Consider the following 22,312-nt stretch of genomic DNA (forward strand, 5'->3'; position numbering starts at 1 on the left):
ATTATTCCGTCTTAAGTTGGATGTGTTTCTTTTTCTTTCTTGTTATGCTAGGGATAAGAAAAAAAGTCTAGGAGGAGTCACAATGAATACAGAAAGTTTATTAGGAAGAATCGTTACTGTCGTGGCAGTTTTAATCGCAGCATCCCTTGTTTTATCCGTTGTATTAGGCATTATTGGTGGGTTGATCGGATTGGTCTTCCGTTTCGGGATTCCTTTGCTGCTAGCCGTTTTGATCGTTCGCTGGTTAACATCGATTCGCCAAAAGCCAAGAAAATATTATCGTTAATTACAAGTAAATCAAAAACACCTGACGTTTGGAAAGTCAGGTGTTTTTTTATCGATCAGCCTAATGCTACATCTAAAACCATCATTAAGATAAAGCCTAGCATGACGCCAAAGACCGCAAAATGGCGACGACTCGTCAAGGTTTGCTGCGCTTCTGGAATCAATTCTTCCACCACTACATAGATCATAGCACCCGCTGCAAAAGCCAACGCATACGGCAAGACAGCGGACATACTCGTTACTAGCAAAGCTCCGATCACACCGGCGATCGGTTCTACGATCCCTGACGCTTGCCCGTACATAAAGGCTTTGGTTCGGCTTAACCCTTCTTGGCGCAAGGGGATCGAAACGGCTGCGCCTTCTGGAAAATTTTGGATCCCGATCCCGATCGCTACCGAAAGCGCCGCTAAGATCGCTGCTCGCGGATCATCGGCACTAGCCGCCGCCCCAAACGCTACCCCTACCGCCAAGCCTTCTGGGATATTATGCAGCGTGATGGAAAAGACCAGCAAGATCGTTCGCTTCAAATGACTGGGCAAACCTTCTGTTTCATGATTCGGACCAAAATGCATATGCGGGAGCGTCTTATCTGCTGCATATAGAAACAAACCACCCAAACCAAACCCGATGCTGACCACAAGCCACGGAATGTCGCCATTTTCTTCGGCTCGTGCGATCGCAGGATCTAATAACGACCAGAAACTAGCAGCGATCATCACGCCAGAGGCAAACCCCAGCATCGTATTCAGGACATTTTTATTGATTTCTTTGAAGAAAAAGACTAGCGCTGCCCCAAGCGCCGTCATACCATACGTAAAGATCGTCCCCGCCAACGCTTGCTGCCATGGCGACAATCCAACCAACCAATCCACCATTCGTCTGCTCCTTTGTCTAACTATTCTACCAATACTCTAGCATAGGAAGCCGTCAGGTTCTACTAGGAAGGCAGCAGCAGCCAAAATTTTTCTTTCACCAGCCCTAAGCCTTTCCTGATGAAATCCTCGGCTTTACTTGAAAGTTTCAACATTCATCGCTATAATGCTAGGAGACTCCATGTCAATTTATATAAAGTGAGGAAAAGAATTGATTACAGTAAGTGATGTAAGTTTGCATTTTTCAGACCGCAAACTGTTTGATGATGTTAATATTAAGTTTACGCCTGGTAATTGTTATGGTTTGATTGGTGCAAATGGTGCTGGTAAATCAACTTTTTTAAAAATTTTATCTGGTGAGATCCAACCTTCAACCGGGAATGTGTCTTTAGGTCCTGATGAACGGATGGCTGTCTTGAAGCAGAACCACTATGATTACGAAGAGTTTCCAGTGATCGAAACGGTCATCATGGGCCATAAACGTCTCTACGAAGTGATGAAAGAAAAAGACGCGATCTACATGAAGGAAGACTTTTCTGATGAAGATGGGATTCGTGCCGCCGAACTAGAAGGCGAATTTGCGGAACTTGATGGCTGGGAAGCAGAGCCCGAAGCAGCTGTTCTTTTGCAAGGCTTGAACATTCCCGATGAATTGCATCATGTCTTGATGAAAGATCTAACTGCTGGTCAACGGGTGAAAGTCTTACTGGCACAAGCCCTTTTCGGTAAGCCAGACGTCTTGCTCCTAGATGAGCCTACCAACGGATTGGATATCCAATCTATCAACTGGTTAGAAGAGTTTCTGATCAACTTTGACAACACCGTCATTGTTGTTTCCCATGACCGCCACTTCTTAAATAAAGTTTGTACCCATATGGCCGATCTAGACTTCGGCAAAATCAAATTGTTTGTCGGCAACTATGATTTCTGGTTGGAATCAAGCCAATTAGCTGCGAAATTACAATCCCAATCAAATGCCAAAAAAGAAGAGCAGATCAAAGAACTGCAAGACTTTATCGCACGCTTTAGTGCCAATGCATCAAAATCCAAACAAGCAACATCTCGGAAAAAAATGTTGGATAAAATCACCCTTGATGATATTCAACCTTCGTCTCGCCGCTACCCGTTTGTCGGTTTTAAACCAGAACGTGAAATCGGGAATGACTTGCTGCAAGTCGACAATGTCAGTGTGACGATCGACGGCAAAAAGATTTTAGACAATATCTCTTTCACCTTGAACAAAGACGATAAAGTCGCTTTTGTTGCCAATAGCGATATCACCACCACGACGCTATTCAAAGTCATCATGGGGGAAATCACTCCTGATACAGGTAGTGTTCGTTGGGGCGTGACCACGCAGCATGCCTACTTGCCAAAAGATACGACCAGCGAATTTGATACGGATACCCCGATCGTTGATTGGCTGCGCCAATACGCAAGCAAAGAAGAAGACGACAATACCTTCTTGCGCAGCTTCCTAGGTCGCATGTTGTTCTCTGGTGACGAAGTATTAAAACCCGTCAACGTTCTTTCCGGGGGCGAAAAAGTTCGCTGCATGTTGTCGAAAATGATGCTTTCAAAAGCCAACGTATTGGTATTGGATGATCCAACCAATCACTTGGACTTAGAATCGATCACCGCATTAAACGATGGCTTGATGGCCTTCACCGGCTCATTGTTGTTTGCTTCTCATGACCACCAATTTATTCAAACCCTTGCGAACCGTATCATTGCGGTCTCTAGCAAAGGCGTGGTGGATCGTGCCGAAACGACCTACGATGAATTCTTAGAAAACAAAGATGTGCAAAAACGCGTAGCAGAAATGAATCAATAAGCTGCTTTTGAAAAAAAGAACGCTCCAGTTGCTCGCCACCAAGGCTGCAACTGGAGCGTTTCTTTTATTTTGCCTAGGTGCTTCGGGCGCTTTTTGGCAGGTTACGCTTGTTCTAAACGGGCTTTGCCGAATGAAAACAGCGCCAAGCAGCCATAGCCGGTATGACTGGAGATCGTTGGACCTAATGGATAATGATGAATAATAATGTCAGGAACTTTTTCGGTCAAACGTTTGATGACTTTCTCTGCTGCTTCGGGATCGCCAGCATTGGCAAAATAAACCGTATTGGTTTTTGATTCGTGAAGATTGGCGATGGTTTGATCCACGATTTTTTGGATCGCTTTGTTGCGTCCCCGCACTCGATCAACGCTGCGTAATTTTCCCGCAGTATCGACGGTAATGATTGGTTTCACGTTCAGCAATCCGCCGATCGCTGCCGCCGTTTTTGAGATTCTGCCGCCGCGTTCCAATTGTTTTAAATCGTCGACGGTGACCCATGAATCTAAACGCAGTTTGTTTTCTTCTACCCATTGGCTGACTTCCAGCAACGAACGTCCTTGGGCTTTTTGTTGGGCTGCTTCAGCCACTAAGAAGCCTTCGCCTAAACTCGCAGAGCGCGTATCGATCAAGGTGATCGCAACTTCTTTGTATTCTTCTTTTAGTAAGGCTACGGCTTGGACGGCACTTTGGAATGAGCCGCTCATTCCTGAAGAAAAACCTAAATAAAGGATCGGTGTGCCCGCTTCGACATACGGCCGAAAATACTCCATATAACGTCCGACATTGATTTGAGAAGTTGTCGGCTGCGCATGTTCTTTTAGTTTTCCTAAAAACCATTCCGTATCAAATTCTTTGCCCATATCATCGATATATTCTTTGCCGTCTAATTCGATCAGCATCGGAATATACGCAACATCTAGCTCCGCTAACCTTGCTGCTGGTAAATCACAGCAGGAATCTGTCATGATTTGAAACATGGTTTCACCCCTCTCGTTACCCCCTATTATAGCAAAAAAAGAACAAGACAGAAGAAATTCTCATCAAAAGCAGCCAAACTTATCGTTGACTGCTTTTGACACAGGAGTTCTTCGTCTTGTTCTGAAGCTTTTGCGTCAGATTAGATTTGCGCCCAAACACTTTCTAAAATGTTGGTTTGGCTGCGGTCTGGTCCTACCGAGAAGGTCGAAATGCGGACACCGACTAATTCAGAGATGCGGTGAACGTAATTGCGTGCATTTTCTGGCAGATCTGCTAATGTTTTGCAGCCAGTAATGTCTTCAGACCAGCCAGGAAGTTCTTCGTAGACTGGTTTGCAGCGGTTCAACTCTTTCAAGCTTGCTGGGTAATGATAGATCAATTCGCCGTCTAGTTCATAAGCCGTACAGATCTTCACGGTTTCTAAGCCGCTCAAGACATCGATCGAGTTAAGGGATAGGTTCGTGATCCCTGAAACACGTTTTGAATGGCGCATCACGACGGTATCAAACCAGCCCACACGGCGAGGACGTCCTGTCGTTGTTCCGTATTCACGACCGATCTTACGAATTTGTTCACCTGTTTCATCAAACAGTTCCGTTGGGAAAGGACCATCTCCTACCCGAGAGGTGTAAGCTTTGCAGACACCAACGACTTTGTTGATTTTTGAAGGGCCCACACCACTACCGATGGTAACACCTCCAGCAACGGGGTTGGATGATGTCACGAAAGGATAGGTTCCTTGGTCGATATCCAGCATCACGCCTTGTGCTCCTTCAAATAAAACCCGTTTGCCTTCATCTAAGGCATCGTTAAGGATCACCGAAGTATCCGTCACATATTTTTTGATTTGTTGGCCATATTCGTAATACTCTTCAAAAATGTCTTCAAAAGCGATTGGCTCTGCGTCAAACATTTTCACGAATTGACGATTTTTTTCTTCTAAGTTGATACGCAGACGTTCTTCAAAAATTTCTTTGTCTAAAAGATCAGCGATCCGAATGCCGACTCTGGCAGCTTTATCCATATAGGCTGGTCCGATCCCTTTGATCGTCGTACCGATCTTGTTGTCACCTTTGGCATCTTCTTGCAGCTGATCCAAATGGATGTGGTAAGGTAAAATAACATGAGCACGATCAGAGATCTTTAAGTTTTCTGTTATTATATTGTTTTCTTTCAAGTATGCTAATTCTTTAACTAATGATTTCGGGTTCACAACGACCCCGTTTCCAATGACACTGATTTTATCTGCATAAAAGATCCCAGAAGGAATCAAATGCAGTTTATAGGTCACACCGTCAAATTTAATCGTATGGCCGGCATTGTCTCCACCTTGATAACGTGCAATGACTTCCGCGTTTTCACTCAAAAAGTCCGTAATCTTTCCTTTACCTTCATCGCCCCATTGTGTACCTACTACTACTACAGATGACATATAATGACCTCTTTCTTTAATTAGTGCATTCCTTAAGTATTGTAACAAGATTCGCAAGCTCTTTCAATCTAAAATCGAATAATCGTTTTAAATTCTCATTTTTCAGGGGTAAAAAACGAACTATTTTCTTCTCAATAATTATTTATACACGTAAAAACGAATAAAGTCGGCACATAAAAAAAGCCCTGCTGCCATCAGCGCAATGCAGACGGCAGCAGGAGCCTGAGTTTCTCACATCGTTGGTGTCTTACCCGAACTCTTCTCGCGGCGAGACCGAGGAGAACTTATTGTATTCTTTGATAAATAGAAGTTCGACGGTCCCTCGGGCACCACTCCGGTTTTTCTCGATAATGACTTCGATCACATTGTTGTTTTGTTGTTCTTCTGGTTCATCGTCATCGTCGCCTTCGCTGCGGTAGTAGTCATCTCGGTACAAGAAAGCAACGATATCGGCATCCTGCTCGATCGATCCTGATTCCCGAATATCACTTAAAACAGGACGCTTGTCTTGTCGTTGTTCCACACCCCGAGAAAGCTGAGACAGTGCGATCACTGGCACTTTTAATTCCTTCGCCAGTTTCTTTAATTGGCGAGAGATCTCAGAGACTTCTTGTTGGCGGTTTTCGCGACCCGTTCCTTCAATCAGCTGCAAGTAGTCGATCAAAATCAAGCCGAGATTGCCTTTTTCTTGCGCCAGTTTCCGACAACGTGCCCGAATCTCAGAGATCTTGATCCCAGGGGTATCATCGATATAGATATTGGCGTTAGAAAGACTGCCCATGGCAACGATCAAATTGCGCCACTCTTCTTCTGAGAGCTGCCCCGTCCGCAAGTGACTGGCCTCAATCGAGCCTTCCGCACAAAGCATCCGGTTGACCAATGATTCAGCCCCCATTTCCAGACTAAAGATCGCTACGGAACGATCGGTTTTCGTTCCGACATTTTGCGCTATATTCAAGGCAAACGCGGTTTTCCCTACCGCGGGGCGGGCAGCGAGAATAATCAACTCTTCTTTTTGCAGCCCCGCCGTCATTTTGTCTAAAGCCGCATAACCCGTAGGTAATCCGGTGATTTCTTCATTGTTTTGCGCCAGCTGATCGATCGTTTCGATCGTTCGATTCAAGACTTCCGCTATCGATTGGAAGCCATTGCTGTTGCGCTTTTCGGATACTTCTAAAATACTTTTTTCTGCTTGATCAATGATCGATTGCACATCTTCATCTTGTTCAAAGCCTTTGGTTACGATGCGGCTCGCTGTTTGGATCAGATTGCGTAACGTGGCTTTGTCGTCAACGATCTTCGCATAATAAGCAATACTTGCTGCTGATGGTGAAGCTTGACTCAATTCAGTCAGATACGTCAGGCCGCCAACATCTTCAAGACTGTTGCTTTTTTCAATTTCTGCTTTCAACGTAATCAAGTCGATCGATTCACTACGGTCGTTCAACTGGATCATTGCTTGAAAAATTATTTGATGGCTGCGGCGATAAAAATCTTCTGGGGCGATTACTTCCATTGCATCGATGATCGCATCGGCATCTAAAAAGACTGCCCCTAGGACCGCTTGTTCCGCTTCAATATCTTGTGGGGGAACTTGATTTTGCCAAACTTCATTCATGCCATTCGCTCCTTCGTCCATTCATTCTACAAGATTCCCATCCAAAGTACAAGATTGCTTGGACGTTTGCCGAAAAAAACCCCAACATGTGACTGTTGGGAGTAATGCTTATTCTTGGATGGTATGAACATTGATCGTTGCTGTTACTTGTGGGTGCAATTTTACAGGTACTTGCGTAAAGCCTAATGCACGGATCGGCTGATCCAATTCGATTTTGCGTTTGTCGATCTTGATTTTGTATTGCTTGTTCAAGGCATCTGCGATTTGTTTTGATGGGATCGAACCGAACAAGCGGCCATCTTCCCCTGCTTTGGCATTGATCTTCACAACGGTTTCTTCTTTTTCAAGAAGTGCTTTTAACTCTTTCGCTTCTGCTAAGACTTCTGCGTCTTGTTTTTCTTTGGCTTTTTGTTTGCCTTTTAATTCTGCCATGCTTTCATTGTTGGCAGGTTTGGCTAAGTTGTTTTTGATCAGAAAGTTTTGTGCGTAGCCATTAGGGACTTCCTTGATATCGCCTTTTTTGCCTTTTCCTTTGACATCTTGTAAGAAAATAACTTTCATCTTGGTCACTCCTTGTTATTGTTCATTTTTCGTTAATTCCGCTCGCAGCTGGTTTTCTACATCACCAATGCTGCTGTTCTTTATTTGAGTGGCTGCGTTGGTAAAATGTCCGCCGCCGCCTAATGCCTCCATCAAGGTTTGTACATTGACTTTACCAGTGCTTCTAGCACTGATACCGATCAAATCTCCTGGTTGTTTCGTAATGACAAATGCGGCATGGATCCCATTGATCGATAGCAGAGTATCGGCCGCTTTCGCAACGGTGACACTATCGTACACCCGATCTTCATCCGCTGCAGCAATCACGATATCTTCTCGGAAATGCTGGCTGCGAGAAACCAGTTCACTGATCATCAAATAGGAATCGAGATCCGTACTCAACATGTATTGAACCAATGACGTATCTGCGCCTTGGTTTTTCAAATAACCCGCAATATCAAAGGTCCGACCAGTGGTTCGCACCGTGAAGTTCTTCGTATCCACGTAGATACCCGCTAATAAAGAAGTCGTAATAAATTTCGGGACTTGCGATCTGCGAGAAGCACGATACTGGATCAATTCTGCTACCAGTTCCGATGCCGAAGACGCGGAAGATTCAATATACGTCAATAGTGGCTTATCGGGAAACTCATCCCCGCGACGATGGTGATCGATCACTGCGATTTTGTCAAATTCATCATAGACCGCTTGCGAGATCGACATCGATGGCTTATGGTAATCTACCATCACTAGCACACTTTCTTCATTTGATAAATTAACTGCTTCTTCCCCAGTGATCACAAATCGTTCCAGCTCGGGGTATTTTTTCAATTCTTCCAATGCCCGCTGAATGTCTGCGGTGATCTCTTTTGGATTTAAAATGATGTAGCATTCTTTGTCGCTCATCATCGCCATGTATGCCACCCCAAAAGCCGAACCTAAGGCATCCATGTCTGGGTAACGATGACCCATGATAAAGATCCGCTGGTTTTCAGCAAAAATCTTTCTTAACGCCGTACTCATGGCACGAGAACGAACACGCGTTCTCTTAGGTGTGCCGTCTGTATTGCCACCAAAGAATTGCGGTTTCGCTTCTTCTTTGGCTTCTTTTAAAACGACTTGATCACCGCCGCGAACTAACGCAATGTCGAGATTGTTTTGTGCCACTTCCCCGATCTCTTCAAAAGACTCTTCCCCATAGGAGATCCCCATACTGATCGTTAATGGCAGATCATTTTTTTCCGCAACTTGCCGTACTCTAGTCAAAAATTGGAATTTTTCTTCCTTCATCCGCTCAATATCTGAATACTTCGCGACGAAAAGAAACCGCTCGGAATTGATTCGTTTGTAAAAAACATGATTCTCACTTGCCCAATCAGAAATCAATGTCGTGATCAGCGAGTTCAAATAAGAAACTTGTTTGTCGTCTTTTTTCTCAATCAAATCATCGTAATTATCAATTGAAATCAACCCAATTGCTGCCATCTTTTTTACCCCTCAATGTATCATCCCATTTTTTTGAAGCTTTGTTCCTTATTTTACCACAAAACAATCAAATAGGCGATTGATGCAAAAAAGTTCCACGTGAAACTTTTTTGGTGAACCAACCAGGAAAAAATTTCTATCATTCGTTATTCTATCTATATATAAAATAACAAGTTACTCTTCGATGGATAAAAAAATTGACAAGCTTCAAAAGAAACTTGTCAATAAAAATCATTCGATTTATTCTTCGCCTACGAATGGAAGTAATCCCATGATACGCGCACGTTTGATTGCAATGGTAAGTTTGCGTTGGTTTTTCGCACCAGTACCAGTTACACGACGTGGTAAGATTTTACCGCGTTCTGAAATGAAACGTTTTAGTAATTCAATATCTTTATAATCGATATGTTCAATATGGTTTGCAGCAATGTAGTCTACTTTACGACGTTTGCGTCCGCCTCTTCTTTGTTGTGCCATCCTATTTCCCTCCTATCAATTTCTTAGAATGGTAAATCATCGTCTGAAATGTCGATTGATGAGTTTCCGAATGGATCGGAGTTGTCTCGATCAAAATTAGGCATTCCTGATGGTTGAGAGGATTGAGTTTGATTTGAGTTATTGTTACCAAATCCAGAAGAACTGTTTGAGTTATACGTATTGTTACTGCCAGATCCGCTATCAGTTGTGCGTCTTTGCTCGGAAGCATTCCGCGACTCTAATAATTGGAAGTTGTCAGCAACGACTTCTGTTACATAAACACGTTGGCCTTGTTGGTTGTCGTATGAACGGGTTTGAATACGTCCAGTAACCCCTAATAAAGTTCCTTTGCGTGCATAGTTTGCTAATGTTTCCGCTGGTTTTCTCCAAATAACACAGTTGATGAAATCAGCTTCGCGCTCTCCACTTTGGTTGGTAAAATTGCGGTTTACCGCCAAGGTAAAGGTTGCGACACCAGTGCCATTAGAAGTGTAACGTAAATCAGGATCTTTGGTTAGTCTTCCTACTAGTACAACATTATTAATCAAAGTTCATCATCTCCTCATCGCTTTTGTTTCATGTGAAACAATATTATGCTTCTTCTTTGACAATCATGTGACGGATAATGTCATCATTGATTTTCGCAAGACGGTCAAACTCGTTGATTGCACTTGCAGTTGTTGAAGAAGAAACTTTAACGATGTGATAGATACCCTCACGGAATCCATCCATTTCATACGCTAGACGGCGTTTTTGCCAATCTTTTGATTCGATAACTTCAGCGCCGTTATCAGTTAAGATTGAGTCAAAACGAGCGATCAATGCGGCTTTTGCTTCTTCATCAATGTTTGGACGAATGATATATAAAATCTCATATTTCGTGTTTTCCATTGATTTTTCACCTCCCTGTGGACTTTGGCCCCTAGTTTTCTAGGAGCAGAGAGAGTGGTCTAATTAGACTACTCACAAATAATTATTATACACTTTTTTCGTCCTTACTGCAAGCTGTTTTTTTGCGTCCCTGCATCTACCCATCACCGCAAACAATCGCTTACACTGATAAATACGTCAGCTGCTGCCGATTTTTTGAAAAAAGAATAGAAGACAGCAAGCTGCAGGTTCGCAGGTTGCTGTCTTCCTAGAAAACGTATTGCTTATTCTTGTGTATCCGTGGTGTCTTCCGTTGTTTCTTCCACATCTGGTACGTCTTGTACCGCTGTTTCTTCAGCAGTCGCTAGTTCTTCTTCGACTTCTGGTTCAACCGTTGCCATCGTCACTACTTTGGCATTGTTTTCCATCTTCATCAAACGAACCCCTAAGGTTGCCCGACCAGTTTGGGAAACAGTCGCTACATTGAAACGAATCAAGACGCCTTTATCGGTGATCACCATGATGTCTTCCTCACCGCTGACCGTCGTCAAGCCGGCTAATGGACCGTTTTTCGCCGTAATGTTGGCTGTTTTGATCCCTTTTCCGCCACGACCTTTGATTGGGTATTCAGAGCCTTTGGTACGCTTGCCGTAGCCGTTCTCAGTGATGACCAAGACTTCACTGTCTTCTGTGATCACTGCAGCGCCTACCACGTAGTCTCCGTCTCTTAGACGAATGCCTCGCACACCAGCAGCTGTTCGGCCCATATCCCGAACAAGCGCTTCTTTGAAGGTCACAGAGTAGCCATCGTGGGTTCCGATGATCACGACATCTTCGCCGTGGGTTTCAATTACATTGACCAACTCATCATTTTCCCGAAGACCGATCGCAATCAGACCATTGGCACGGATATTTGAAAAGGCCGTCACTGAGGTCCGTTTGACCACACCTAGACGCGTCGTGAAGAACAAGTAGCGTCCTTCTTGAGGCCCACCAGAAGCCGAAATGATCGCTTCGATCCGTTCGCTAGAATCGATCCCTAGGAGATTGATCACAGGGATCCCTTTGGCTGCTCGACCATACTCAGGAATTTCATAGCCTTTGGCTTTGTAAACTTTCCCTTTATTGGTGAAGAACAGTAATGTGTCATGAGTCGAACAAGAAACCAACGTCTTCACGAAGTCTTCATCGTGGATCCCCATTCCTTGAACGCCACGTCCGCCGCGGCGTTGTGCACGGAATTCAGACTTAGCTACTCGTTTGATGTACCCATTGTTCGTCAAGGTAATGACGATTTCTTCTTCTTCGATCAAATCTTCATCTTCAAGACTTAAGACTTCCCCAACCAATAATTCAGTCCGGCGATCATCGCCAAAGCGTTGGCCTAATTCTTGCAACTCCGTTTGGATGATTTCTAGGACCCGTTGTGGATTTGCTAAAATGTCTGTCAAATCAGCGATAAATTCTAACAAGCCTTGGTACTCGTTTTCGATCTTGTCGCGTTCCAAACCAGTTAAGCGACGTAAACGCATATCTAAAATCGCTTGCGCTTGGCGATCGGACAATTTGAAGCGCTCCATCATGCTATTTTTTGCTTCATCATCAGAATTTGATGCCCGGATCAAAGCAATGATCTCATCGATATGATCCAATGCGATCCGTAATCCTTCCAAGATGTGGGCACGAGCTTCTGCTTTGTTTTTATCAAACTGTGTCCGACGAGTCACCACTTCTTGTTGGTGCTCGATGTAGTTTTCTAAAATTCGTTTCAAGCTCAAAATCTTCGGCACGCCTTTTTCAATGGCTAACATATTAAAGCCAAAAGAAGATTGCAGTGCTGTCATTTTGTAGAGATTATTTAAGATCACCGACGCACTGACGTCGCGACGAACGTCGATCACGATCCGCATGCCTTCACGAGACGATTCATCCCGCAGATCGGTGATTCCTTCGATCCGTTTGTCACGGTGCAGCTCAGAGATCCGTTCGATCAACTTCGCTTTATTGACCATATATGGCAATTCAGTCACTAAGATCCGTTCTTTGCCGTTGGGCATTTCAGTCACTTCGACTTTTCCGCGAACAGTGATCGACCCTTTCCCTGTTTCATAGGCACGGCGAATACCGGATTTTCCCATCACGATCCCGCCAGTTGGGAAGTCTGGTCCTGGTAGGACTTCCATCAATTCACTCGTTGTGACTTCTGGATTTTCCATCAATAGATCGATGGCTGCAATGACTTCATTCAAGTTATGAGGCGGGATATTGGTCGCCATCCCAACAGCGATCCCAGTCGTCCCGTTGACCAAAAGGTTCGGGAAGCGGGCAGGTAATACCGCTGGTTCTCGTTCTGTATCATCATAGTTGCTTTGGAAATCAACGGTATCTTTGTTGATGTCCCGCAGCATCTCCATCGCCAGTTTACTCATGCGGGCTTCGGTATACCGCATCGCAGCGGCACCGTCACCATCGACTGAACCAAAGTTTCCGTGGCCATCGACTAGCATGTAGCGATAGCTAAAGGGCTGTGCCATCCGCACCATTGATTCATAGATCGCACTGTCCCCATGGGGATGGTATTTCCCCATGACATCGCCGACGATCCGGGCTGATTTTTTATGGGGCTTGTCTGGTGTGACCCCTAATTCATTCATTCCATATAAAATTCGGCGGTGAACCGGCTTTAAGCCATCCCGCACATCTGGTAAAGCCCTAGCAACAATTACACTCATTGCATAATCGATAAAGGACTCGCGCATTTCACTGGTCAGATTGACGTCATGAATATTTTGTTTTGCTTCTTCACTCAAGCTGTTTCCTCCTCTACGATTGGCTAGATGTCAAGATTTTTCACGTAGTGCGCGTTTTCTTCGATAAAGGCCCGTCTTGGTTCGACGCGATCCCCCATCAGCATTTCAAAAATTTGATCGGCTTCTATGGCATCATCTACGCTGACCCGCAGCATCATCCGGTTTTCAGGGTCCATCGTGGTTTCCCATAACTGGTGGTCATCCATTTCCCCTAGACCTTTGTAGCGTTGAACAGATGGTTTTGGTGTCGCAGGCAGTGATTCAATCGTATTTTTCAAATCTTGTTCGGCATTCTTGCCGGGTTGGATATAGTGGATATTTTTCCCTTGTTTGACACCGTACAATGGCGGTTGTGCGATATAGACATAACCAGCTTCAACGATTGGACGCATATAACGATAGAACAGCGTCAAAAGCAGGGTCCGGATATGGGCACCATCGACATCGGCATCGGTCATGATAACTAGCTTGTGGTAACGGGCTTTTGCTACATCAAAATCAGCACCAAACCCAGTTCCCATTGCCGTAAACAATGAACGGATCTCTTCGTTTGCTAAGATTTTGTCCATGCTGGCTTTTTCGACATTCAAGATCTTCCCACGGATCGGTAAGATCGCTTGGAATTCGCGACTGCGGCCTTGTTTTGCTGAACCGCCGGCAGAATCTCCTTCGACGATAAACAATTCGCATTTTTCTGGATCATTACTGGAACAGTCGGCTAATTTCCCAGGTAAGTTACTGATTTCTAACGCACCTTTTCGGCGAGTCATTTCCCGCGCACGTTTGGCTGCTTGACGGGCTTTTGATGCCAAAAGTCCTTTTTCCACGACTTGACGACCCACATTCGGGTTTTCCATCAAGAATTTCGTGAAATGTTCGGAAAAAAGACGATCAGTGACTGTCCGCACTTCGGAATTTCCTAATTTGGTTTTCGTTTGTCCCTCAAACTGAGGATCTGGATGCTTGATAGAGATAACTGCCGTCAATCCTTCCCGAACATCTTCTCCGGTCAGGTTTTCGTCGTTTTCTTTCATCAATTTTGACTTGCGGGCGTAATCGTTGATCACCCGTGTCAAGGCAGTCTTAAACCCGAATTCATGGGTTCCGCCTTCATAGGTATGGATATTGTTGGCAAAACTCAACAGATTGCTGTGGTAGCTATCGGTATATTGCATGGAAACTTCAACCGTGATTCCTTGTTGTTCTCCTTCTAAGTAGATCGGATCTGGGAAAATCACTGTCTTACTTGCATTCAAATGCTCCACATAGCTCTTGATCCCGCCGTCGTAATGATATTCTTTCAAGACGGGTTTTTCTTCCCGTTTGTCTTCGATCGAGATTTTTAAGCCACGGTTCAAGAAGGCTAATTCCCGAACCCGTGTCGCTAATTTATCAAAATTGAATACGGTTGTTTCCGTAAAGATCTCTGGATCTGGAACAAAGTGGACGGTCGTTCCGTGGCGGTCGGTTTCATCGATCACTTTCAAATCATCAACGACTGCCCCACGATGGTATTCTTGATAATACACTTTGCCTTCTTTATAGACTTTTACGTCTAAAGTCGTGGATAACGCATTAACGACGGAGGACCCTACCCCGTGCAGTCCACCAGATACTTTGTAGCCGCCACCGCCGAATTTCCCGCCGGCATGCAGGATCGTAAAGACGGTTTCTACCGCTGGACGGCCTGTTTTGGCTTGGATATCAACGGGGATCCCCCGACCGTCATCGACGACCGTAATACTATTATCTGGTTCAATGATCACTTGAATACTTGAGGCAAAGCCTGCTAGTGCTTCATCGATCGAGTTATCGACGATTTCCCATACTAAGTGGTGCAAACCTTCTGAACTGGTAGAACCAATGTACATCCCAGGTCGTTTGCGGACGGCTTCTAGTCCTTCCAACACTTGGATCTGACTGGCATCATAGGCTTTTGCACGTTCAACTAAGCTTTTTTCTTCTTCTGTCATTCAGTCTATTCTCCTTTAATATGTCCTTGCTCTACATAAAAAATCTCTGCTTCCACAGACATTTTGTCTTTCACATGTTCTAATGTCGTCGTTGTCAGAAAGGTCTGAACTTTTCCTTCAATGGTCTCCAATAAATGCAGTTGTCGGGAATCATCCAGCTCACTCATGACGTCATCTAATAAAAGGACGGGATATTCCCCCGTTTCTTCTTTCATCAAATCGATTTCTGCCAATTTAACACTTAAGGCTGTCGTTCGCTGCTGTCCTTGCGAACCAAAGGTCTGAACATTTTTCTCATTGATCAAAAAATCCAGATCGTCTCGATGGGGACCTGCCAACGTGACTTGCCGAAATCGTTCACGGTCTTTGACTAGTGCCAAGGCTTTGACAAATTGCTGTTGGATCTCTTCCAGCGTACTCGCCTCACCAGGCACATTCGATAAGTAGTCGATCTGCAAGGTTTCTTTTCCTTGGCTGATCTTTTGGTGCAGCTGATTTGCCCAATACGCCAAGCGCTGAACAAATCGTTGTCTGGCTAAAATGATTTTACTGCCGAAAGCCACCAGCTGTTCCGTCAAAACATCTAAATAGATCTCATCGGTCTGTTTTTTTTCATTCAGCTGTTTTAAGTATTGATTGCGCTGTTTCAAAACGGATTGGTATTGAACGAGATCATAAAGATAGATTGGATCGATCTGCCCTATTTCCATATCGAGAAATTTGCGGCGGACTTGGGGACTTCCTTTTACAAGGGAGAGGTCTTCTGGAGCAAATAAAATGACATTCAACTGCCCTATGTAACTACTGAGCTTTTTTTGCTCAATGTGGTTTACTTTCGTTTTTCGTCCTTTTTTTGACAAAAACAGTTCTAACGGGATCGTTGAGCGTCCCCGACTGACACTGCCAGAGATCCGCGCCCCTTCTGTGTCCCAGCGGATAAGCTCTTGCTCGCTGGAGGTGCGGTGGCTTTTGGTCATCGCCAATACATAGATGCTTTCTAAAATATTGGTTTTTCCTTGCGCGTTTTCGCCTAAAAAAATGACCAGACCTTTCTCAAAAGTCAGTGTCAGCGAATCATAGTTCCGATAATTGCTTAAATGCAACTCATTCAGGCGCATCGGCGTCTTCCTTCTTCACCATAAAAAAAGTACCTTCATCAGGTAGCTCAACACGCATTCCCGCATACAATTTGCGCCCTCGTCGATTTTCTGGCTCGCCGTCGACAAAAACGGTGTGCTCTGCAAGGTACCATTTCGCTTGGCCGCCGCTGCTGATCACACTGACTTCTTTGAGCATTTGTCCAAGTGTCATGTATTCCGTTTCTAACGGTATTTGCATTTTCATAATTCCCCTCAATTCTATCAAAGAGCGTTTAGCTCTATTATACTCTTTTTTTGCCAAGAAAACAAATTCATCGGCATATTTTTCATTCTCAGAAGACTTACTGCTTTTAGACAAAAAAGAAGCCAAAATAGAAAAAAGGGCTTAAAAACGATTTTAAGCCCTTTTAACTCATTTATTCATTTTCAGATGGTTGTTTCAACTTTTTTCAAAAGACATGAAAAACTAGTTGGTTCGCACCGGTGTGATCAGCTGGATAAAGCTGCCTTTGCTCTCTGTCGGTTCCAATGTAAAGGGACGGATCGCTGAGATAAAGCGGATCACGATGCTGGTGTCACCAAAGGCTCGGAGTGCTGCTTTCATATAGTCAGGGTTGAAAGAGATCTCTAATGGGTCGCCGGTCACTTTTTCAAAAGAAAGATCTTCTTCGACTTTCCCGATTTCTGGTGAGTTTCCATATAAGACAACGGCTTCTTCGGAGATCGCCAAACGAACGATGTTGTTACGGCCTTCATGAGAAAGCAATGACGCCCGTTCGATGGCTTGTAACAATTCTGGGACAGAAAATTCAATCTCAGTATTGAAGCTTGAAGGAATCAGACGGTTGGTATCTGGGTAAGTTCCTTCCAATAAACGAGAATAGAATTTCATGGTTTTCGTTTGGAACAACACTTGGTTATCCATAATGCTGATTTGGATCGCTTCTTCTTCATCTGTTAAGGAACGAGAAAGTTCCGTTAAGCTTTTGCCAGGAATTACGATGTTGAAGGCTGTTTCTCCGCTTTCCAATGGAATCACCCGTTGGCTCAAACGGTGTGAGTCCGTCGCAACAGCTAATAATTTTTGATTTTCTAAGACAAAGTGTACCCCAGTCAAGATCGGACGGCTTTCGTGTTGCGAAACCGCAAAGACTGTTTCACCAACGACCTTGTTCAATACGTGCGCTGGAATTTCGATCGAATCTTGACTTTCGACAACTGGTAAATGTGGATAACTATCGGCATCCAAGCCGTTGACGGTAAAGTTGGCTTTTCCAGAAGTGATCGCTACTTGATTATTGTCTAAAACTTCTAACGTTAAGGTACTTTCAGGCAAACGACGAACAATTTCGCTGAAGAAACGTGCTTGTAAAACGATCGCTCCTGTTTTTTCGATTTGCATTTGCGCTTTTTCGTTTTCCACACTTAAAAAAGTTTCAATGGAAATATCGGCGTTGCTCCCAGTCATGGTCAATCCTTTTTCGGAAAGAGATAATTTTACTCCAGTTAAGATCGGGATGGTGGTTTTGGTTGAAATCGCCCGTTGGACAGTTTGTAATTCTTGCATGAACTCTGTTCGGTTTAAAGTTAGCTTCATAGCGATACTCCTTTAATTTATAGTTATTAAATAAAAGTAATAGTAGTAATAGGCTTGTTAGTAATGTGGATAACTCGAGAAAAGAGTGATTAGACTAACGAAAATGCCTGTGAATAACTTGTGGACAACTTTTTTGGTTCTTCTTTTCTTATCCACAGATCAGCTGAAGAGGATTTGTTTGATTTCAGCGATCTCATTTTTGATCGTGGGATCTGTTTCGACTAAATGCTGAATTTTTTCATGGGCATGAATGACCGTTGTATGGTCTTTGCCGCCAAATTCGCCGCCGATTTTTGGTAAAGAACTATCGGTCAGTTCTCGAGAGAGATACATCGCGATCTGCCGTGGGACCACGATGCCTTTGACCCGTTTTTTCCCTTTTAGATCATTGACATGAATGTGATAGTATTTTGCGACTTCTTCTTGGATTTGCAAAATCGAAACTTGGGTCGAGCCATGGCTTGATTTTAAGGCTTTGATGGCTTCAGCTGCCAAGCTCGTTGTAATGTCTGAGTTTTGCATCGTAGCAAAAGCTTGCACCCGCACGAGTGCTCCTTCAAGTTCTCGGATATTCGAATCGATCTGCCCAGCGATATAACTTAAGGTATCGTCGGGGATCTCCAAGCGTTCGGCTTCGGCTTTTTTCCGCAAAATCGCAGTCCGCGTCTCTAGATCCGGCGGGGTGATATCAACGGATAAGCCCCAAGCAAAACGGGAAACCAAACGTTCCGGCAAAGTCGGGATCTCATTTGGCAAACGATCACTTGTCAGGACGATCTGTTTATTATTGCGATACAGTTCTTCGAAGGTATTAAAGAATTCTTCTTGGGTTCCTTCTTTATTGACTAAGAATTGAATATCATCCACCAGCAAAAGATCAACATTGCGGTATTCGTTTCGAAAATCTTCCATTTTGTTCTTTTGAATAGAAGTAATGAAATCATTGGTGAAATTTTCACTACTAACATACTTGATTTTGGCATTGGGACGTTTCAGCAACATTTGATGACCGATCGCGTGCATCAAGTGGGTTTTCCCTAAACCAACGCCACCATAGAAGAACAGCGGATTATAAATAGACCCAGGATCTTCTGCAACAACTAAAGCAGCAGCGTGGGCCATCTGATTGCCTTTCCCGATGACAAAGGTATCAAATGTGTATTTTTCATTTAAGATCGATTTTGGCGGCCGCTCGTTTTCTTCTGCAGCTGTTTGAATAGTAGAAGGGGCTGTTTTTAAAGCTTCTGCTTCTTCGACAGTCACAAAACTAGGAATCAATTCTTCACCAGTTTTCATAAATCCCATTTCAACAATTTTGGCAGCTAGATTTTTTTCCCAATAAGATTTATGAAGATCGCTGGGTACTTCGATCAGCAGCTGATTTTTTTCAAACGACAAGACATTGGCAGTCTCGATCCAAGCACTATAACTGGCCGGATTCAGCTCTTCTTTAAAGGAACGTTGAAGATCTTGCCAAATAGAATCAGCAGATGGCATAAATTGTCCTCCTATAACTAAGAATAGATATAACTAAAATAGCACGGATTGAAAAAGTTTTCCACAGATTACGATAAAAAAGGTTAGAAAAAAATACTTTTCCACAAAACGGGATAAAAGAAAAATGGAAATGCACATGTTCGAAATCCGACTATCCACAGGTAGAAAAAGAATGTGCATAACTGTAAAACAATCTCCTTTATCCACAGATCGATGTGAAGATCACACCTTGGTAACACTAGGTTTCGGGGTAGTTATCAACAGCTAAAAAAGTGATTGTGGAAAACTTTTCTACAGGCTGTTTGTTTGTGGAAAAAGCCAAAATAACTCTGGGGAAAAAGTTATCCACAAAAATTGGCTATAAACAGCAAACCCACACAAATCAAAGGGATTGTGGATAAAGAATGCCTGATTTTGAGCAAACTTCTTATTGACAAACTAGTACTTGACTCGTTATACTATCAAAGTATGTCTGTGCGCATAAGCATTATCCTGATGGAGGTGGAAATAAATGAAAAGAACGTATCAACCAAATAAACGTAAACGTCAAAAAGTTCACGGATTCCGTAAACGTATGAGTACAAAAAATGGACGTCGTGTTTTAGCTAGCCGTCGTCGTAAAGGCAGAAAGGTTATTTCTGCGTAAGCCACTGAATGCCAGTGGTTTTTTTTTATGCCGTTTTTGCGGAATATAGTGTCTGACTTTTGGCAAATATGGTATTATTGACAGGTGAGTGGTTACGGATTCAATCCGTTTCGCGAAGCTTAATTGAAAGAAGTGAAGGAACCGAAGATGAGAAAATCCTATCGAGTAAAAACAGAGCAAGATTTTCAAAAAGTTTTTCAGGCAGGAAATTCTTTTGCAAATCGGAAGTTCGTGGTGTATGTCTTACCTAAAGAGCAATCACATTTTCGAGTTGGTTTATCTGTAGGGAAAAAAGTCGGTAATGCAGTGAAGCGAAATGAGATCAAGCGCAAGATCCGTGCAAGTTTAACGGAAATGAAGCCGCGAATCGAACCAGCGGTCGATTTCATCGTGATCGCCCGTCCAAGTATCGCCACTTGTTCCTCAAAGGAAATCTACTCGAATTTAGAGCATGTCTTAAAACTTGCCAAAATTATTCATTAATGGAAAGGAATTAGTTACGTGAAAAAAGGGAAACGCGTCTTACTATTTTTGGGAGTTCTCTCATTAGTAGTTGTCTTATCTGCCTGCGGTGCAACAGGTGAAGTAAATGCACAAAGTACTGGTCTATGGGACCGTTACATCGTTTATTATTTTGCAGAGGCGATCAAAGCCCTCTCCTTCGGCAATGCCGGGATCGGGATCATCCTCTTTACATTGATCATTCGGGTCATTTTGATGCCGTTGATGCACTTCCAAACCAAAAGCATGCGCAAAACGCAAGAATTACAACCGAAGTTAAAAGCGCTGCAACAGCAATATGCGTCAAAAGATACAGAAACACAAAGCAAGTTAAAAGAAGAAACACAACGTTTGTATGCGGAAAACAATGTCAATCCTTATGCCGGCTGTCTGCCATTATTGGTACAAATGCCGATTTTGATGGCCTTGTGGCAATCGATCTCACGGGTTCCTGCTCTGCAAGAAGGAAAATTCTTATGGCTGCAGCTGGGTGATCGTGACCCATACTTCATCTTGCCGATTTTAGCGGCGCTCTTTACTTTTGCAAGTACCTACTTATCAAGTATGAGCCAAGTGGAATCAAATGCGAGTCTGAAAATCATGAATTTCGCTATGCCGATGATGATCTTACTGATGGGGATCAACATTGCCAGCGGTCTTTCCTTGTACTGGGTCGTTTCCAATGCATTCCAAGTTGTGCAAACAATGATCTTAAATAACCCATTCAAGATTCGCCAAGAAAGAGAAGAAGCTGCCCGCAAAGAACGCGAGCGTGAACGTGCGCTGAAAAAAGCAATGAGTCCTAAAAAGAAACGGAAAAAATAAGAGGAGGTTGCACTGCAATGCCGATTTATGAAAATCTGACAGTAGATGAAGCAATTCAAGAGGGATTGCAAGTCCTTGGTATCACCAAAGATCAAGCAGTAATCGAAGTCCTGGATGAAGGAAAAAAAGGCTTCTTGGGTCTAGGAAAAAAACAAGCACGGGTCTCCATTGAAAAACGAATCGTTGAAGAACCGGCACCCGTTGAAGAAGTACCAGCAAAACCGCTGGTAGAACCAGATCCTGTGACGACAGAGGATGCAAGCAGTGTGATGGAAGCAGCAGCGAGCGAACCTGTTTTGCTGACGGATCTTTCAGATGAGGAAGCGCTGGCTCAGCTGGGACTCTATCTGACAAATATTTCAAAAGCATTGAATGCACCCGCCTTAGTAAAAACCGCTCGTCAAGACGGCGTGATCGTCTTTCATTTAGAAACGCAAAAACAAGGCATTTTGATTGGGAAGCACGGCAAAACCTTGAATGCACTGCAATATTTGGCGCAAGTGTATATTCACCGCATCGCGAAAAACAAATTGTCGATTGTAGTGAATGTCGGAGATTACCGTGAAAAACGTCAAGCGATCTTAGAACGTTTGGCTAGCCGTACTGCTGAAAAAGTCAAACGAACAGGCCGCCCAGTCTTTTTAGAACCGATGCCGGCGTTTGAAAGAAAGCAGATCCATTCAGTTTTGAGTAAAGATGCGTATGTTCAAACTCATTCTGAAGGGGATGAACCGTATCGCTACTTAGTAGTGGAACCTGCGGACAAACGAATTTAATGAAAAAGGGAAAGGCGGTCTGACAAGCCTTTCCCTTTTTTGATGGGAAAAAGCGATTGACAACAAATTTAAAACCAAGTATCCTTGACTAGAAATCATTCTTATCAAAGTCAACATACGTTACGTAGGTCAGCCTTTGGTATCAAAAAAGAGTCCGTATGCCGCGGACTCTTTTTTGTATTTTTCTTTGATGATA

Annotated in this window: 21 protein-coding genes; 6 read left to right on the plus strand and 15 right to left on the minus strand. The window is 43.7% G+C overall.

Translation table 11 applies throughout. The features are described 5' to 3' along the window. Nucleotides 1–82 precede the first annotated feature (82 nt). A complete protein-coding gene (locus tag IGJ05_RS11030; protein ID WP_010748476.1) occupies nucleotides 83–286 on the plus strand; it encodes a hypothetical protein in 204 nt (67 codons plus the stop codon). A 55-nt stretch (nucleotides 287–341) separates the two neighbouring features. Here the strand turns inward: IGJ05_RS11030 and IGJ05_RS11035 are convergent, their stop codons facing one another. Then, entirely contained in the window at nucleotides 342–1,160 is an 819-nt protein-coding gene (locus IGJ05_RS11035; protein ID WP_005232914.1) for a ZIP family metal transporter, read from the minus strand. 208 nt (nucleotides 1,161–1,368) lie between these two features. Here IGJ05_RS11035 and IGJ05_RS11040 point away from each other — a divergent pair, with 208 nt between their 5' ends. After that, nucleotides 1,369–2,991: an ABC-F family ATP-binding cassette domain-containing protein gene (locus IGJ05_RS11040; RefSeq protein ID WP_005226380.1), complete on the plus strand. Its 1,623-nt coding sequence runs from the start codon at nucleotides 1,369–1,371 to the stop codon at nucleotides 2,989–2,991. Between the two features lie 101 nt (nucleotides 2,992–3,092). Here IGJ05_RS11040 and IGJ05_RS11045 read toward each other — a convergent pair whose 3' ends face one another. The 14 genes from IGJ05_RS11045 to dnaA form a co-directional block, all read right to left on the minus strand. After that, nucleotides 3,093–3,968, minus strand: a complete 876-nt coding sequence (locus IGJ05_RS11045) for a DegV family protein (protein WP_081116709.1) — start codon at nucleotides 3,966–3,968, stop codon at nucleotides 3,093–3,095. Between the two features lie 140 nt (nucleotides 3,969–4,108). Beyond that, a complete protein-coding gene (locus IGJ05_RS11050) occupies nucleotides 4,109–5,401 on the minus strand; it encodes an adenylosuccinate synthase (protein WP_005232916.1) in 1,293 nt (430 codons plus the stop codon). A 247-nt stretch (nucleotides 5,402–5,648) separates the two neighbouring features. Next, complete coding sequence (gene dnaB / locus IGJ05_RS11055) at nucleotides 5,649–7,019, minus strand: replicative DNA helicase (protein WP_005226374.1); 1,371 nt, start codon at nucleotides 7,017–7,019, stop codon at nucleotides 5,649–5,651. A 108-nt stretch (nucleotides 7,020–7,127) separates the two neighbouring features. Beyond that, nucleotides 7,128–7,580: a 50S ribosomal protein L9 gene (gene rplI / locus IGJ05_RS11060; protein WP_005226371.1), complete on the minus strand. Its 453-nt coding sequence runs from the start codon at nucleotides 7,578–7,580 to the stop codon at nucleotides 7,128–7,130. 15 nt (nucleotides 7,581–7,595) lie between these two features. Continuing rightward, the gene (locus IGJ05_RS11065; protein WP_015508681.1) at nucleotides 7,596–9,044 is read right to left on the minus strand and encodes a DHH family phosphoesterase; all 1,449 of its coding nucleotides are present in this window, start codon (nucleotides 9,042–9,044) and stop codon (nucleotides 7,596–7,598) included. 240 nt (nucleotides 9,045–9,284) lie between these two features. Continuing rightward, complete coding sequence (rpsR, locus tag IGJ05_RS11070) at nucleotides 9,285–9,521, minus strand: 30S ribosomal protein S18 (protein ID WP_005226367.1); 237 nt, start codon at nucleotides 9,519–9,521, stop codon at nucleotides 9,285–9,287. Nucleotides 9,522–9,544: 23 nt separating this feature from the next. Beyond that, a complete protein-coding gene (gene ssb / locus IGJ05_RS11075; RefSeq protein WP_005226365.1) occupies nucleotides 9,545–10,069 on the minus strand; it encodes a single-stranded DNA-binding protein in 525 nt (174 codons plus the stop codon). A 43-nt stretch (nucleotides 10,070–10,112) separates the two neighbouring features. Next, entirely contained in the window at nucleotides 10,113–10,412 is a 300-nt protein-coding gene (gene rpsF, locus IGJ05_RS11080; protein WP_005226363.1) for a 30S ribosomal protein S6, read from the minus strand. Between the two features lie 263 nt (nucleotides 10,413–10,675). After that, the gene (gene gyrA / locus IGJ05_RS11085; protein WP_016608933.1) at nucleotides 10,676–13,201 is read right to left on the minus strand and encodes a DNA gyrase subunit A; all 2,526 of its coding nucleotides are present in this window, start codon (nucleotides 13,199–13,201) and stop codon (nucleotides 10,676–10,678) included. A gap of 23 nt (nucleotides 13,202–13,224) precedes the next feature. After that, nucleotides 13,225–15,174, minus strand: a complete 1,950-nt coding sequence (gene gyrB / locus IGJ05_RS11090; protein WP_015508678.1) for a DNA topoisomerase (ATP-hydrolyzing) subunit B — start codon at nucleotides 15,172–15,174, stop codon at nucleotides 13,225–13,227. Between the two features lie 5 nt (nucleotides 15,175–15,179). Beyond that, entirely contained in the window at nucleotides 15,180–16,292 is a 1,113-nt protein-coding gene (recF, locus tag IGJ05_RS11095) for a DNA replication/repair protein RecF (protein WP_010748471.1), read from the minus strand. Beyond that, on the minus strand, nucleotides 16,279–16,518 hold the full coding sequence (gene yaaA / locus IGJ05_RS11100; RefSeq protein WP_015508677.1) for a S4 domain-containing protein YaaA: 240 nt from the start codon (nucleotides 16,516–16,518) through the stop codon (nucleotides 16,279–16,281). Before yaaA ends, recF begins: the two co-directional genes overlap by 14 nt. A 222-nt stretch (nucleotides 16,519–16,740) precedes the next feature. Then, complete coding sequence (dnaN, locus tag IGJ05_RS11105) at nucleotides 16,741–17,871, minus strand: DNA polymerase III subunit beta (protein ID WP_081116710.1); 1,131 nt, start codon at nucleotides 17,869–17,871, stop codon at nucleotides 16,741–16,743. Between the two features lie 159 nt (nucleotides 17,872–18,030). After that, nucleotides 18,031–19,368, minus strand: coding sequence for a chromosomal replication initiator protein DnaA (gene dnaA / locus IGJ05_RS11110; protein WP_015508676.1), 1,338 nt, complete (start codon nucleotides 19,366–19,368; stop codon nucleotides 18,031–18,033). A 511-nt stretch (nucleotides 19,369–19,879) separates the two neighbouring features. On the opposite strand from dnaA, the gene rpmH reads away from it, so the two are divergent. The 4 genes from rpmH (at nucleotide 19,880) to jag (ending at nucleotide 22,116) form a co-directional block, all read left to right on the plus strand. Next, a complete protein-coding gene (rpmH, locus tag IGJ05_RS11115; protein WP_002356012.1) occupies nucleotides 19,880–20,014 on the plus strand; it encodes a 50S ribosomal protein L34 in 135 nt (44 codons plus the stop codon). Nucleotides 20,015–20,161: 147 nt separating this feature from the next. Beyond that, on the plus strand, nucleotides 20,162–20,497 hold the full coding sequence (rnpA, locus tag IGJ05_RS11120; protein WP_015510644.1) for a ribonuclease P protein component: 336 nt from the start codon (nucleotides 20,162–20,164) through the stop codon (nucleotides 20,495–20,497). An 18-nt stretch (nucleotides 20,498–20,515) separates the two neighbouring features. Then, nucleotides 20,516–21,340, plus strand: a complete 825-nt coding sequence (locus IGJ05_RS11125; RefSeq protein ID WP_010748469.1) for a YidC/Oxa1 family membrane protein insertase — start codon at nucleotides 20,516–20,518, stop codon at nucleotides 21,338–21,340. A gap of 17 nt (nucleotides 21,341–21,357) precedes the next feature. Next, the gene (gene jag, locus IGJ05_RS11130) at nucleotides 21,358–22,116 is read left to right on the plus strand and encodes an RNA-binding cell elongation regulator Jag/EloR (protein ID WP_081116711.1); all 759 of its coding nucleotides are present in this window, start codon (nucleotides 21,358–21,360) and stop codon (nucleotides 22,114–22,116) included. The last annotated feature ends 196 nt before the right edge of the window (nucleotides 22,117–22,312 follow it).

The sequence above is a fragment of the Enterococcus sp. AZ167 genome, assembly GCF_051714025.1.
In the GTDB taxonomy this organism is placed as follows: domain Bacteria; phylum Bacillota; class Bacilli; order Lactobacillales; family Enterococcaceae; genus Enterococcus_D; species Enterococcus_D casseliflavus.

Coding starts and splice junctions, on each gene's coding strand:
- IGJ05_RS11030 (WP_010748476.1), top strand. CDS start 83: ATGAATACAGAAAGTTTATTAGGAAGAATCGTTACTGTCGTGGCAGTT.
- IGJ05_RS11035 (WP_005232914.1), bottom strand. CDS start 1,160: ATGGTGGATTGGTTGGTTGGATTGTCGCCATGGCAGCAAGCGTTGGCG.
- IGJ05_RS11045 (WP_081116709.1), bottom strand. CDS start 3,968: ATGTTTCAAATCATGACAGATTCCTGCTGTGATTTACCAGCAGCAAGG.
- IGJ05_RS11050 (WP_005232916.1), bottom strand. CDS start 5,401: ATGTCATCTGTAGTAGTAGTAGGTACACAATGGGGCGATGAAGGTAAA.
- dnaB (WP_005226374.1), bottom strand. CDS start 7,019: ATGAATGAAGTTTGGCAAAATCAAGTTCCCCCACAAGATATTGAAGCG.
- rplI (WP_005226371.1), bottom strand. CDS start 7,580: ATGAAAGTTATTTTCTTACAAGATGTCAAAGGAAAAGGCAAAAAAGGC.
- IGJ05_RS11065 (WP_015508681.1), bottom strand. CDS start 9,044: ATGGCAGCAATTGGGTTGATTTCAATTGATAATTACGATGATTTGATT.
- rpsR (WP_005226367.1), bottom strand. CDS start 9,521: ATGGCACAACAAAGAAGAGGCGGACGCAAACGTCGTAAAGTAGACTAC.
- rpsF (WP_005226363.1), bottom strand. CDS start 10,412: ATGGAAAACACGAAATATGAGATTTTATATATCATTCGTCCAAACATT.
- gyrB (WP_015508678.1), bottom strand. CDS start 15,174: ATGACAGAAGAAGAAAAAAGCTTAGTTGAACGTGCAAAAGCCTATGAT.
- recF (WP_010748471.1), bottom strand. CDS start 16,292: ATGCGCCTGAATGAGTTGCATTTAAGCAATTATCGGAACTATGATTCG.
- yaaA (WP_015508677.1), bottom strand. CDS start 16,518: ATGAAAATGCAAATACCGTTAGAAACGGAATACATGACACTTGGACAA.
- dnaN (WP_081116710.1), bottom strand. CDS start 17,871: ATGAAGCTAACTTTAAACCGAACAGAGTTCATGCAAGAATTACAAACT.
- dnaA (WP_015508676.1), bottom strand. CDS start 19,368: ATGCCATCTGCTGATTCTATTTGGCAAGATCTTCAACGTTCCTTTAAA.
- rpmH (WP_002356012.1), top strand. CDS start 19,880: ATGAAAAGAACGTATCAACCAAATAAACGTAAACGTCAAAAAGTTCAC.
- rnpA (WP_015510644.1), top strand. CDS start 20,162: ATGAGAAAATCCTATCGAGTAAAAACAGAGCAAGATTTTCAAAAAGTT.
- jag (WP_081116711.1), top strand. CDS start 21,358: ATGCCGATTTATGAAAATCTGACAGTAGATGAAGCAATTCAAGAGGGA.